General features: G+C 59.8%; 9 protein-coding genes and 1 tRNA gene. 7 read left to right on the top strand and 3 right to left on the bottom strand.

Annotation, left to right across the window (positions count from 1 at the left end):
- Window positions 1–38 precede the first annotated feature (38 nt).
- Entirely contained in the window at window positions 39–2,330 is a 2,292-nt protein-coding gene (locus CV013_RS00410) for a YadA-like family protein (protein WP_102153298.1), read from the top strand.
- A 652-nt stretch (window positions 2,331–2,982) separates the two neighbouring features.
- On the opposite strand, the gene CV013_RS00400 is transcribed toward CV013_RS00410, so the two are convergent.
- Window positions 2,983–3,414 (bottom strand): DUF1641 domain-containing protein, encoded by a 432-nt coding sequence (locus CV013_RS00400; protein ID WP_102153296.1) that lies wholly within the window; start codon window positions 3,412–3,414, stop codon window positions 2,983–2,985.
- A gap of 29 nt (window positions 3,415–3,443) precedes the next feature.
- Window positions 3,444–4,634, bottom strand: a complete 1,191-nt coding sequence (locus CV013_RS00395; RefSeq protein ID WP_102153295.1) for an NAD(P)/FAD-dependent oxidoreductase — start codon at window positions 4,632–4,634, stop codon at window positions 3,444–3,446.
- A gap of 82 nt (window positions 4,635–4,716) precedes the next feature.
- Between CV013_RS00395 and CV013_RS00390 the strand changes: the two genes are divergently transcribed.
- The 6 genes from CV013_RS00390 (at window position 4,717) to CV013_RS00365 (ending at window position 13,263) form a co-directional block, all read left to right on the top strand.
- A complete protein-coding gene (locus CV013_RS00390) occupies window positions 4,717–5,223 on the top strand; it encodes an IclR family transcriptional regulator (RefSeq protein WP_198591812.1) in 507 nt (168 codons plus the stop codon).
- A 549-nt stretch (window positions 5,224–5,772) separates the two neighbouring features.
- On the top strand, window positions 5,773–9,264 hold the full coding sequence (locus CV013_RS00385; RefSeq protein ID WP_102153294.1) for a CHASE domain-containing protein: 3,492 nt from the start codon (window positions 5,773–5,775) through the stop codon (window positions 9,262–9,264).
- Window positions 9,265–9,366: 102 nt separating this feature from the next.
- Window positions 9,367–9,738: a response regulator transcription factor gene (locus tag CV013_RS00380; RefSeq protein ID WP_102153293.1), complete on the top strand. Its 372-nt coding sequence runs from the start codon at window positions 9,367–9,369 to the stop codon at window positions 9,736–9,738.
- Window positions 9,735–10,868: a YaiO family outer membrane beta-barrel protein gene (locus CV013_RS00375; protein WP_102153292.1), complete on the top strand. Its 1,134-nt coding sequence runs from the start codon at window positions 9,735–9,737 to the stop codon at window positions 10,866–10,868. The genes CV013_RS00380 and CV013_RS00375 overlap by 4 nt, the downstream gene beginning before the upstream one ends.
- Window positions 10,865–11,842: a HEAT repeat domain-containing protein gene (locus CV013_RS00370; protein WP_102153291.1), complete on the top strand. Its 978-nt coding sequence runs from the start codon at window positions 10,865–10,867 to the stop codon at window positions 11,840–11,842. Before CV013_RS00375 ends, CV013_RS00370 begins: the two co-directional genes overlap by 4 nt.
- The gene (locus tag CV013_RS00365; protein ID WP_102153290.1) at window positions 11,839–13,263 is read left to right on the top strand and encodes a glycosyltransferase family 2 protein; all 1,425 of its coding nucleotides are present in this window, start codon (window positions 11,839–11,841) and stop codon (window positions 13,261–13,263) included. The genes CV013_RS00370 and CV013_RS00365 overlap by 4 nt, the downstream gene beginning before the upstream one ends.
- A 464-nt stretch (window positions 13,264–13,727) precedes the next feature.
- Here CV013_RS00365 and CV013_RS00355 read toward each other — a convergent pair.
- Window positions 13,728–13,802 (bottom strand) — tRNA-Val (locus CV013_RS00355).
- Window positions 13,803–13,867: the final 65 nt, after the last annotated feature.

The following is a 13,867-nucleotide window of genomic DNA, read 5'->3' as shown; positions in this document are numbered from 1 at the left end:
CGACTGCTTACCTGCTTTGTACCATCCGGAGAAAACCCATGTCGAACACCTTCCAGAAACTCTCCCGCACCCTCCTTGCCGGCACCAGCGTGACGATTCTGGCGATCATCGCCGCCCCCGCATCTGCCGATACTACCCCAGAGTGCAACATTGGCTCGGGACCGGGGTCGACTGAATGCGGTGTGGACAGCGAGGCAAGTGGGCGTGACAGCACCGCCATAGGCGACCGGAGCGAGGCAAGTGGGCTTGACAGCACCGCCTTAGGCGAAAGCGCTGGAGCAACCGGTGATTACAGCACCGCCTTGGGTCAATGGGCCGACGCAAGGGGGGCATACAGCACCGCCACGGGCCGGAACACCTGGGCATTCGGTGATTACAGCACCGCGACAGGCCAGCTCAGCAGAGCACGCGGCGATTACAGTACCGCCACAGGTCAACACAGCTATGCAGACGCCATGTATAGCGTAGCGCTCGGTCATGAAGCCTACGCCGCCGACGGCGCTTCCGGTTCCGTCGCTCTGGGCACGTTTTCAGAGGTGCAGGAAAACGTCACCGGCGCTGTGGCGCTCGGCTTCCGTTCGCTAGCGACTGAGAACGACACTATCTCGCTGGGCGCGAGAGCGGGCACGGTAGACACCGATGGAGACGGCGATATCGATGCCGACGATGCCGCGATCACCCGCCGGATCGTTAATCTGGCAGACGGCGTAAACGCCAGCGACGCCGTGACCGTGGGCCAGCTGAATACCGTGGCCACCGCTGCTGCGACGGCGCAGTCATCTGCGAATGCCGCTCAGGATACGGCGGACCAGGCGCTTTCCGACGCCGCGACGGCACAGGAAACGGCCGAAGCGGCGCAGGACACGGCGGACCAAGCGCTCACAAGTGCCGGGACCGCGCAAACTACCGCCGAGGCCGCGCAGGACGCGGCGGACACGGCCCTCACCAACGCCGCGAACGCGCAGGACAGTGCTGATCAGGCGCTGGCCGAAAACGACGCGCAGGACACGCAGATCGCGGACAACGCCACCGCCGCTGCAAACGCGCAGGAGGCTGCCGATGCGGCGCAAGGCACGGCCAACACGGCCCTCGCCAATGCACAAAGCGCGCACGACAGTGCCGATCAGGCGCTGGCAGAGAACGACGTGCAGGACACGCAGATTGCCGCGAACGCCAATGCTGCCGCCGCTGCGCAGAGCACAGCCGATCTCGCGCGCACCGAAGCGAATGCCGCGCAGACCCGCGCCGACGAGGCGTTTCAGAACGCTGCCAATGCGCAGAGCACGGCGGATGCTGCCCGGGAGGAAGCGCGCGCCGCTCAGCTTGCGGCCGACAACGCCACGGTCGGCGTGGCCGAGGCGCAGGACGCCGCCGACGCAGCATTCGAGAAAGCGGTGAAGGCACAGAGCGCCGCCGATCTGGCCCGCAACGAGGCTCAGGCTGCACAGAAGATGGCCGACGCAAATGCCGCCGAGCTCGCCTTCTTCGAAAGCAACTCCACCGGCCCCGGCGCCACTGCCACGGGCAAGGATGCGCTCGCCATGGGATCGGGTGCCAGTGCCAGCGGCGAACGCTCGGTCGCGATCGGTTACCAGGCGCAAGCGCAGGACGGCCAGGCCGTGTCTATCGGCGCGGGCAATATCGCTTCTGGAGACGGTGCGGTCGCAATCGGCGATCCCAATGTTGCCACCGGCACCGGCGCGGTGGCGCTCGGCGCGAACAACACCGCGACTGGCACCGGGGCAGTGGCGCTGGGCAATGAAAGCTCGGCCATCGGCGAAAGCGCCATCGCGCTCGGCAACGGTGCCAGCGCGACCGGCACCGGCGCGGTGGCTATCGGCAACGGGGCGGTCGCAACACAGGCGGGGCAGGTCGCGATCGGTTCTGGCGAGAGCACCTACACCTTCGCCGGGATTGCGTCCGCCGAAAGCAATGCCCGCCAGTCCGGCCCGGTCTCGCTCGTCACCACCGATGCACAGGGCAATCTGGGCACGACCACCCTCGACCTCAGCAGGTTCGACGGGATGGATACGCGCCTGTCCTCGCTCGAGGGCAGTGTCTTCGATCTGTACGAAATGGCAGCGAGCGAGCGGACCGCGACCAATCGCGGGATCGCTGCTTCGGCCGCGCTGACGGCGGCGCCCATGCCCTCGGCACCGGGCCGGGTCAGCTATACCGCGAACACTTCGATCTATCGCGGCCAGGCGGCCTTCGGCGCCTCGATCGCGGCAAGGGCCAACACCGAAGAGCCCTTCGCGTTTACCGCCGGAGTCTCCTACGCAGGCGGCAAGAGCACCACTGCGCGTGTTGGAGTGATCGGAGAATTCTAGTACCGGTTGGTCGATCACGGGTGGGGCCTGGTTTCGCTCCGGGCTCCTCCTCCAAAGGCACAATTGCAGCTTTCAACAGTTGTCACCCGTCGGCTTTTGGGCAGGCAGAAGACTGTCTGGTTTCAGGTTCCTAAATGTTGAAAGGGGACTATCGTCTCGCGATTCTTCAGGATCACCACTGACGCCAGTAATGGGTCCTGAGCCTACAACTATCTGGCCTTTGCAAAGCCTTCTGCGATCGCGTCGAATGGAAGCACGATAGAGCCAAATCGCGTCGGATATTCTCGTGCCGCGCAGAAGATCGATAGCTCGGCCCAAGCCTCAGGAAACTCTGTTTCTTCTCCCCTTAACAGGCCTGAAAGCCTGCGCCCCACCTCTGCAATCTGACATTTTGTTTGTCCGCTGGCCGAGCGGACAACGATCCCCAACGATGCCATTCCGAGGGTGCAAGCTCGCCCCTTCCAACCGATTGCGGTCAAGGCCCCATCATGGATGAGCAAGTCCAATGTGATCGCGCTGCCGCAAACAGGGCTGCGGCAGGTCACGGTCACATCGGGGCGTTCGAGCCGCTTATCCCCCCGCACCCGGGCGGCATGCTCCCGGATGCGCGGCTGATAGAGTCTGGCGAGAGCCCCGGAAGCGGAGGGCATATTCAGTCTTCTACTGCACCATGTGCGGTCTGTCGCCCAAGCACGGCCAGGAATTGGATCATGAAATGCAACCCTCGACGTACATCCTCATCCCCTGCTGCACGTAGCAACCCCATGCGGGATGGCACCGGCTGCTGCCCAGCCTCGTTGGTCGCATAGCGGACCGCATTGGAAAGCATCCACGCGTTGCTAACCAGGTCCTCATAGCCAGACATCATCTTTTGGATCATGGCATCATCGGCCATATCGACACCGTCGGCAACAAGTGAGAGCAAATCGACAACGTTGTGGAAGCGACGGCCCTGAATGAGGGGCGCCACTTTGTTTGCAAGGTCAATCAACCCCGCTTCCGTCGCCTTATCGGCAAATGCACTCTCTTGGTTAAGCCGTTCGATCAGCGGTCCGCCCGCTGCGGTGTTGGTAGGATTTGCCATTCTGGCCTCCCTTTTGAAGTTTTGGGGTTTTAGACGATACCGCGCGCGACAGACCAATATATCCCGCGGTTAAAGGCCTTGCGCATAAGACCGCCGACCTTTGTCGGAGGCGTAGGGTGTACGTCCTCATCATAGTCGTACCAAAGCGGCATACCCGCATTCAGGCCCATCTGAGCGATCGCCTGAACCTTGCCGTCATAGACGTCGATGGTCCTCCCCAGTCGGATGTCGCCTGCAATGTTGTTCGCGATAACCGGAGATTGATTGTGGCACGATCCGCCGGCCTTGGAGATCGGAAGGTCGACCGTATCACCCATGACATATGCGTTAGGATATCCTTCAAGCTGAAGAGTATCACGGTTCGTTGGCAACCACCCCTCGTTGTTGGGTGCTTGCGAGACGCCGCTCTGCAACACGGCATCCACAGCGCGGATCGGTGGAGTGGACATAAGGATATCGAAATCCTGCTCCTCACCTTCTGCTGAGATCGCGACCTTTCGTTCAGCGTCCACCTTGGCCAGAGTAAAGCCACGTTCATATTTGATCCCGCGCTCTTCAAAGATGGGCGGCAGAACGTTGCAGACTTCTTCCTGAAGGAACAGGCAATTGCGTAACAGCTGCGACACCGTCGGATAGGTATAGACGATTTCCACCTGATCGCGCACACCCTTGCGGCGCAAATACTCGTCGAGCATCAGGGTGGTTTCCATCGGCGCAATCCCACATTGGTGCGGCACGTTGGGTGTTTCGGGGAAGTTTACGGTAATGAACACACGCCCCTTTTCCAGCGTACGCAGCTTTTCCGAAAGCTGGCGCGCGGGGTCATATTGGTAGAAGTAGTCACCGGCTTCTTTGAGCCCCTCAATCCGCTCCGGCGCGGGCACACATCCGGTCGAAACCACGATATAGTCGTATCCGATCGTCTTGCCGCTCGCAGTCTTCACGCTCGAATTGGCAAAATCAAAGGACATCACCTTATCGACCTGGAAGGTGATTTCCGGACGCAACAACCCCTGCTGTTTACGGCGCAGTTCGCCCTCAAAAAACATATCGAAGGCGACATACATGAATGCCGGTTTGTAGTAGTGCCATGGGCTGTCCGACAGCAGGGTCACCTTGACCTTTCCGGACGCAACCTCCGGATACAATTTGCTAACAATGCCGTTTGCCGTCATTGTTCCGCCAATGCCGCCGCCTACCACGAGTATATGTTTTGGCATGATGCCCCGCTTCCTATTCCCAGACGCCAATTGGAAGGCGCCAGGCGCTTCCTTCAGCTGTGTTTGAACTCCGTGATAGTTTGTGACTAAATGCTCTCTGCTTCCAATCACCGACCTTTCCAAACTGGAAACTCAGGGTGGCGCAGACATCCAAAAGGAGCGCAGAGAATTGGTTAGTGATCGGGATGTAGGCAAGCAACAAGCCGCAGCCATACGGGCTGAAGTGCAGGCGCAAATCATAGAATGCCTCAATCGTTTTTACGCGATGGAAACCGGGATGTGGGGCAACCCAGTCGATTGCCTGATTATACGCACGGTGGTTCAAGGAAGGTTGCAGGGGAAATTATATGACCTTTCCGCCCTTTCCGAAGTCCTCGGTCTTCCCATCAGCACACTTCATCGGAAAGTCGGCCATCTGGTGGAAAGCGGCTTTCTGATGCGCGAGCCCAGGGGGAAATCGATCTATATTTCCCCGACAGACAATACCAATATCGCATTGGACAAATCGTTCGAAGCTATGGTTGCAACACTGCGCCGCCTTTACAAAGGCGATATCGACTTCGATGCAAAAGCCTCTGGAACCAGTTGATCGATTTGGCGCGATCTCAATGGAAAATCACTGTGTCTTGATTGTTGCGAGATCAATTGGCTGAGAATGGAGGCAAATACTCAGTAGATCGCGCTGTATTACATGATGCCACAAGTGACGGGCTGTTGATCATTTGGGCAATGGAAATACTGCATGATCCCACGAGACGGCAGTTCGGCAAAGCCGCACAGTAGCGATACGCACCTTATCGGCGGTCCGTCCAAGGCCGAACGCGACTATATCTAGACCTCAGGTTTACGGGCCTGTGCGGCACGCCTTGGGGCAGGATGTGGCAGCTCTCGCACACAGCACCCAAGCCGAACGTGAGATGAGGAGGCCTTCGAACACCGACAGGCTCGGGCGATGAGGCCAGATGATGATGAGCAACCCCTACCGATTCAGAAGCGAGGCAGCGCTTGCGATCACGTCGTCTCTGGCTAGCTTCGCCAGTCAATGCGTGCGGAATGTCGATCAACCTTCCTTCGCACTTCTTAACCTCCCTTCGGTATACGTGACACATCGAGAGATATCGCTCATGTCTGGGATAGTATGGTTGAGATACAAACAGATAAGCACCCGCCCACTTGGCAGGATGGTCTCCATCTAAAGCTCTTTCGCGATATCGCGATCTTGGCCATCGCCTATTTCGTCGGAGGATATATTGGCATCTCGCTGGCTGTACCACCGGGCTACGCGACAATTGTCTGGCCCGCTTCGGGCATAGCCCTTTGCGCTTTGCTCATGCGCGGGCGCTGGCTGTGGCCCGGTATCTGGCTCGGCTCTTTCCTGCTGAATGCCACGAATGGCTTCGATAGCTCGACCGCGCTTGGAGACAACTGGCGGGTGTTTGCGATTGCCTCGGTGTTGGGGGTCGGAGCCAGCTTGCAGGCTTTGGCCGGATTGTCGATGGCCCGACGGTTCGCAGATGGCATCGAACTTTCTAATTTTCAACGTCTTGCGATCACTCTGCTGCTGGTCGTCATCCTCCCATGCGTCATTGCGCCGACTATGGGGGTCTCCACACTCGCCATTGTCGGCGCGATCGATTCGTCGATGGTTCTGGGAAACTGGCTGACCTGGTATTTCGGCGATCTGCTTGGCGTGATTCTGGTATTGCCCATCCTGCTACTGTCCAACCGGTCGCCGGTGGATGTGCGTTGGCAAGCGCGGTCACTGCAAGGGGCAAGCGCACTCGTCGCGATCAGCCTCGCCGCCACCTTGCTGCTGACCTTCTATGTTTGGCAATTCCTCTACGAGCGCGAGTACGATCAAGCCGAAGCCAACCTGGCGACGATGGCAGCAAACACGGACAAGGCCTTGCGCCATCGTCTGCAAATCTATCAGCGCGCTTTAGAGGGCGGTGCCGCTTTCGTGACCGTCAATGGCGGTGCCACGCCATCGCAATGGCGCGAATACACCGCCCGGCTGGATATGGAGCGTGCTTATCCCGGGATGCGTGGTTTCGGCCTGTTTGAGGAGGTTGCGGATGATGATCTGCCGGCTTTCAAGAAACGGTTCGCGCGTGAGTTTGGAGACAGGTTCGACGTGCATCCGCGGGTCGAGCGCAAGCAGCATTTCATCATTAACCGGATCGAACCGTTATCCAAGAACCTGGCCGCACTTGGTCTGAATCTTGCCTTCGAAGAGGGACGGCGCGAAGCGATTGCACTTTCGACTACCCGGCGTGATCCGGTTCTGACACGCCCGATCGTGCTGGTGCAGGATGAGCACAAGGGGGCAGGCTTTCTGCTGGTGAGCCCCATCCTTGATGAAGCCGGTCAGCCAACTGGCAGGTGGGTTTATTCGCCACTAGTAGCAAAAGAACTCCTGGCCGATTTGACCCCGCAACAGGGCAAGGATTTCGCGCTTAAGGTATTCCATGGCGACAAGACCGATCCGAGTGCGCTCCTCTACGCGACCGATGAGGTAGCCGATAACCCTAAATTTGAATTCACGGAAACCATCAGTTTGGCGGGGCAACCGTTCACCCTTCGCTGGACGAGCCTCCGCGCTTTCGAAAAGCGGTCCTTTTCCGATGCACCTGCGCTTGCCCTTTTCAGCGGGCTCAGCATCACCGTGCTACTCGGCATCCTCCTTGCGATCTTCCTCCGGCGTGAAGGTCACGTCGTGCGAGAGGTCAACCGGGCGACGGCGGAGTTGGCGGAACATAACCGCATGCTCGAACTGGCTGAAGCGACCGCGCATATCGGCCACTGGCATCTCGACCTAGTAACCGATCAGGTCCGCTGGTCCGACGAAGTCCATCGCCTGCATGGACTGGAGCCGGGCGACACGCCTGATCTTGAGAAGGCCATCGACTTTTATCATCCCGATGACCGCGGTCTGGTTGAGGAATCTCTGGAGACGGCGATGACCACGCGTGAGCCGTACAGTTTCAAGGCGCGACTCCTGACCACGGAAGGCGAGCTGCGCCACGTCGAGGTGCGCGGGCGGATCGAAGCGGACGAGAGCGGCGAGCTGACCGCAGTCATTGGCGTCATCATCGACCGCACCGATGAAACACTGATGCGCGAGCGGCTGACCGAAACGATCGAGGAAGCTCGTGCCGCCGATAAAGCGAAATCGAGCTTCCTTGCGAACATGAGCCATGAGATCCGCACGCCGATGAACGGGGTCATCGGCTTCACCGAACTGGCGCTGGAAGAGGAACAGGTACCGGAGCAGAAGCGGCGACTTCAGATGATCGCGGACTCGGGCAATGCGATGCTCAGGCTTCTGAACGATCTGCTGGATTTCGCGAAGATCGAAGCCAAGCAGATGGCGATTGCCAGCGAACCGACAGACCTTCGGCACATGCTTCGAAGCTGCCAGCGGCTGATGGAGCCCGTCGCGGACAGGCAGGCCCTAAAGCTGACCCTCGAAATCGACCCGGCGATCCCAGCCCGCGTGATGATAGACAAGATGCGTCTGCAGCAGATCGTCCTGAACCTGGTTGGCAATGCTCTCAAATTCACCGAGGAAGGCGAGGTCAAGATTTCGGCGTCGGTCCGCCATCGGCCAGCCGATCATACGGACAGGATTTTCATCGCCGTCCGCGATACCGGAATAGGTATTCCCAAAGATCGTCTGGATAGCATTTTCGACAAGTTTACCCAAGCTGATGACACGATCGCGCGGCGGTATGGTGGTACCGGCCTTGGCCTTCCAATCAGTGCCGAACTTGCCGAATTGATGGGCGGAGAACTTCGCGCCGAAAGCGAGCTGGGCAAAGGCTCAACCTTTATTCTCAGCCTGCCTCTTCAGGAGAGCGAAGGGGAAATCGCGTCCGTTCCAATGTCGCCTCCGGTCCAGAATTGCAGCCACACGGCCCGGCTGAAGATCCTTGTAGCTGAAGACAATCCAGTGAACCAGGAACTTACGATGGCCATGGTCGAGAAGTGTGGTCATGACTGTAGTCTCGCGCGGGACGGGCAGGAAGCCTTCGACGCAGTTATGCAAGCCAGTCGAGAGGGGAAGCCTTTCGACATGGTGCTGATGGACATGCAAATGCCGAAGATGGACGGCCTTCAGGCGAGCCGCGCAATTCGCGCGGCTGGTATAAGTGAGGGAACGCTCCCCATCATCGCCGTAACTGCGAACGCCTATTCCGACGACATCCAGAAATGTGTGGATGCAGGGATGCAGGCACATCTGGCGAAGCCGCTTCGGATGAATGCACTTTCTTCCGCGATCGGCACATGGTCCACACGCCTGGCCAGCGAGGATCAGCCCGCCGACGAGCCTTTCGAGGAGGAGACAGATCTGCGCCTGCGCGCAATGTTCGAGGACAGGAAAGCGGCTGCGCTCCATGCGATCGAAGTCGCCATCGGGCAGGGTTCGGTGAGCGATGAAGAAAAGGGCGAAATCGCGGGCCTTTTACACCAGATCGCGGGAGTAGCTGCCTATTTCGGGCAGGAGGAACTCGGTGATGACTGTCGCACCAGCCAGCACGAACTGAACGCAACAAGTGAAGAAGCGCAGGTCATCACCTTGCTGAAAAACATTCGCGGGCGGCTGATGCCGTCTGCGCCCTTGGGATGAACCGATTTCGTGCTTTCGTCGGCGCTTGGCGACATACAAAAGGCATTGCTTTAGATGGCCTTAACCTCGTCCCGCTATAAGTTTCGCAAACCGGAGCGAATTATGGCTGATATTCTCATTGCTGACGACGATCCGATCCTGGTCGAGATCCTTAAGTTCCGTCTTGAAGGGGCTGGCTATTCGGTGGTTGCGGCGAGCGACGGCGCACAGGCGTTGGAAACCGCAAAGGAGATTCGCCCAGACCTGATCGTGCTGGATTCCATGATGCCGATCATGTCGGGACCGGCGGTTTTGACGGCGTTGAAAGCGGACCCCGACCTGAAGGATATTCCCGTTGTCATGCTTACTGCGCGCAATGGAGAAGCGGACATCGTTGCCGGTTTGAAGAGCGGGGCCGCAGAATACCTCACGAAACCTTTCATCCCTCAGGAGCTGCTGGTTCGCATATCCGGACTTGTCGAAGCCACACAATGAAGTGCGACTGTCGAATTTTCGCACTCCTCATCGGCATTCTCAGCGCGCCCCTTGCGGGGCAAGAGCCCGACACTTCGCGCGCTGAAAGGCTCAATACTGCGGCTGAGGCGCGTGACGAAGGCAACTTCGAGCGCGCACGGCAAATCCTGTTGCCCATGCTTGCCGCGTCGCCTGACGATCCCGATCTCTTGCGGCGGCTCGCGATGGTGGAGGCTGGCGCCGGGCAGCTCGATCTGGCGCTGGATCGGATCGACGAGGCCACACGGCTCGCACCGGACGATCTCGATGTTGCGCTCGCCCGCGCCTATATCCTGTATTGGCGTGGGGACATTTCGGCAGCGCAGCGCGCCACCGCTGCCATTGCGGCCCGCAATCCCGATTATCCCGAACTTGACCGGCTGACCGCGCTCCTTACACAGCAAGAAGCGGCTGAAGGCTTTCGCATGAGGGCGATATCGGTGAGCGCCGGCATTTCCGATATCAAGACGGCAGCCGGTTTCAGCCAGACGTGGAACACCCAGAGTCTGGCCGCTGCACTCGATATATCTCGCGGTGACACGATCACGTTCGGCGTGATGCGAGAAGAGCGCGCTGCAATCGACACGCGCATCAGTGTGCGCACCGATCACCAGATCGCCGATGGCGTCGTATATGTCGCTGCAACAGCGGTCCCGTCGCCCGACTTCCTGGAGCGGTGGAGTGTCGGCGCGGGGGGCGAGTTACGTGTAAGTGACGGCGTGGCGGTGCTGGCCGATGTTCGTGTCGCCGACTATGACACCGGCACTATTGCCGCACTCCAGCCTGGCCTGAGCATTGCGCTCGATCGGGACTTCACCCTCAGCGGCCGGGCGATCAACATTTTCGGCGGCGACGATGGTTATCGCCTGGGCGGGTCAGTGAGGCTCGATTACGGACGTGAGCGCGATACCTCCATCTTCCTGATCGCTGCGAGCTATCCCGAGGCGGAGGCCGACGGCTTGCGGCAGCTGCGAAGTCTGGCGGCGGGCGTTCGCCTTCCTGTCAGCGATACCCTCGTGCTCAGCGGCGCCGGAAGCTATGAAAACCGCGCCAACAGCTATCGCCGCTATGCAGGCATGTTGACGCTGACGTACCGGTTCAAGCCACAGTGAGCTTTTATCAGGACATTGTCGTGACGACCGCGCTGTGCGCCGGCGCGATCACGATTGTCTTTCTCGCTCTTGTCCTGCGTCGTTACCTCTCGGAAAGAAACCGTGCGCGCCGGGACGAGCGTGATGCGGCGATTACCCGCAGCTACCTGCAGCGGGTCGCGGGCCACAAGGTTTCGGAAGCCGACACCTGGCCCCGTCGGGCCCGTCTGAAAGCAATATCGCGGATTCTTCCTCTGCTCAGAGGAGGCGAGCGGACGCGCCTGTTGCAAATCGCAGAACTCGACGGCGTGCTCAGGGAGACACTTCGCATTTCGCACAGCCTCTATCGATCCAGCCGCATCAACGCGATCCAGTCGATGCAGCAGTTTGGTAGCGAGGCCTGTATCGGTCGATTGCGGGAAATGATGGCCAGCGACCGCAGCCCGCGAGTCCGGCTGGAAGCCGCATTTGCACTAGGTGCCAATGGTGCGCTGCCGCCCCCGCGAGAGACGCTGCGTCTTTTAAATGCGCTGTGCCGACAGCCAACCCGGCTCGATATCGCTCTGCTGCGATCGGCGGCCCCTCTCTATCCCGAGCAAATGCTATTGCTGCTTGAGGACGAGCTACAAGACGCATGGCGAGTGCAGATCATCGACGCGCTCGGTTGGTCGGATAACATGGGGGCAATCGACACGCTCGATAAGGCGTCCAACGATCCCGATCCCGAAATTCGTTGTGCGGTGATGCGCGCGTCCGCTCGGCTTGGGCATCCTGCGGCAAGGCGCTGGATTATGATAGGCCTTACGGACCCTGTGCCCGCGGTTCGCCTGCAGGCAATCGGGGCGAGCGTTCGCCTGGGGCTGCGCAAGGCGGTGCCCGCCATCGCCCAGCTGCGCCACGACCCCGAACTATGGGTCCGCTTGCGCGCCGAGCAGGCGCTGGAACAACTTGAACCCGTCGATGATGTTACACCTCAGGCGGCTCCTGTCGCATGAGCTGGGCTGGAACCATATACGCTCTTTCCACCGGTATCGTCTGGATTGCATTCACGTGTTTTGTTGTGGTTGCGCTTCGTAACCTCGTTGCATTGGCTCAATTGCTGATTGCGGCGTGGGTGTTCCTGACGCGAGTGAAGCCGGGCGACGGCGCGCGCGATCTCTGGCACCGGTATGCCGACCTCGCGTTACCCATTTCCGTGATTGCGCCCGCCTTCAACGAACAGCTATCGATCGTGCAGAGCGTGAAGGCGCTGCTGGCATTGGAGTATCCCGAACACGAAATCATCGTGGTCAACGACGGCTCGAAAGACGATACGCTTGGCGAACTGCTCCGCTCATTCGACATGTACGAGGCGCAGGCAACGCAGATCGCCGCATTACAACACACCAAAATCCTCGGGACCTATCGCTCGCGCCGCTATCCGAACCTGTTGGTCGTGGACAAGGAGAACGGGCGCAAAGCCGATGCAGCCAATGCGGGGATCGGGTTCGCGCGGACTCCGCTCGTCTGCATCATCGATGCAGACTCGATCATTGAGCCCGACGGGTTACTGCGTGCGGCCGAGCCCTTCATGTATGATGATCGCCTTATCGCGGTGGGTGGCGCGATCCGCATCGCCAATGGTTGTACGATCAAAGACGGATCGCTCCAGAAGATCGGAATCGCCAAGGAAATGGTGCCCCGCTTCCAGATCGTCGAATACCTGCGCGCGTTTCTGATGAACCGTGTCGCCAATGCCCATACCAACACGTTGACGCTGATTTCGGGCGCGTTCGGCCTGTTCCGTCGCTCGACGCTGGTCGAGATGGGCGGTTATCGGCACGACACGGTCGGTGAAGATCTCGAGCTCGTCGTGCGGATGCACCGCTTCATGCGCGATAACAGACGCGAATATCGCATCGCCTTCGTGCCGGATATCGTCTGCTGGACAGAAGCGCCCGCTGCGCTGCAGGGCCTCGATAACCAGCGCGCGCGGTGGCAGCAGGGTGCGCTGGAGACGCTGCAGCACCATCGCGGAATGATCGGCAATCCGCGATACGGACGCATCGGCTTGCTCGCCTTGCCGCAGATCGTGCTTGAGGACATTTTGGGCCCCCCAGCCGAACTTCTTGGCTACCTCGTCTTGCCCGCTGCTGCATTGCTGGGCCTGCTCGACCCGATGATGGCAGTCGCCTTCTTCTTCGTGTCGGTCGTTTTCGGGTGCGTCCTCAGTGTTGGCACACTCGTGTTGGAGGAACAGCAACTCAAACGCACACCGTCGGCCAGGGACCTGCTGAGGATCGGCATGGCGGCGGTGGTCGAGAACTTCGGATATCGCCAGATCAACCTCTGGTATCGCCTGAACGGCATGCGTCGATTCTTCCGCAAGGACAGCACCTGGGCCGCAGTTCCAAGGGCCGGATTCACAAGCGCCTGACACTCCGGCCGCGACGGACGCGCCTATCCGTTCGAGGACATGGTCCGGCTCCTGATACTGACCAGCCAGCGCCGGTCGGAGGTCGCCGGGCTCGATCGTGGATGGATCCACGAGGTGCAGCGCGCGGTCGAGATACCGGCCGTCAGCTACATGACGAAGCGACCGCACGTGTTCCCGCTCTCCGCCCCGGCGTGGACATTGGTCGAGGCCCTACCCAAGTGGAACGGCGGCGACTTCATATTCACAACGACCGGGGGCTCAGTACGAAATCGGCTAGGAGAAATGTGCACTGCCAAGCTGATCCACGGCGACAGTGGCTTAGGATACCGGCTTACTCAAAGCGGCTATCAAGCAGAACTGGGAGAAATTCGCCCGCATTTGTCGTAGCGAAAGAGCGCTTTTCACTACCCTGAAAATAGCTCTGCGCGGGATGGCGCACCATATCTTCTAAGTCATTGAAGAGATGGTGGGCGCGGCAAGGATTGAACTTGCGACCCCACCCGTGTGAAGGGTGTGCTCTACCACTGAGCTACGCGCCCATCGCGTTCGCGAAGCGGCGCCTTTGCCATCACCCTGCGGTGATGGCAAGAGGCTATCCGCGTTC

Source organism: Tsuneonella flava (assembly GCF_002870965.1).
In the GTDB taxonomy this organism is placed as follows: Bacteria; Pseudomonadota; Alphaproteobacteria; order Sphingomonadales; family Sphingomonadaceae; genus Tsuneonella; species Tsuneonella flava.
This window is presented reverse-complemented; position numbering and strand designations above follow the sequence as displayed.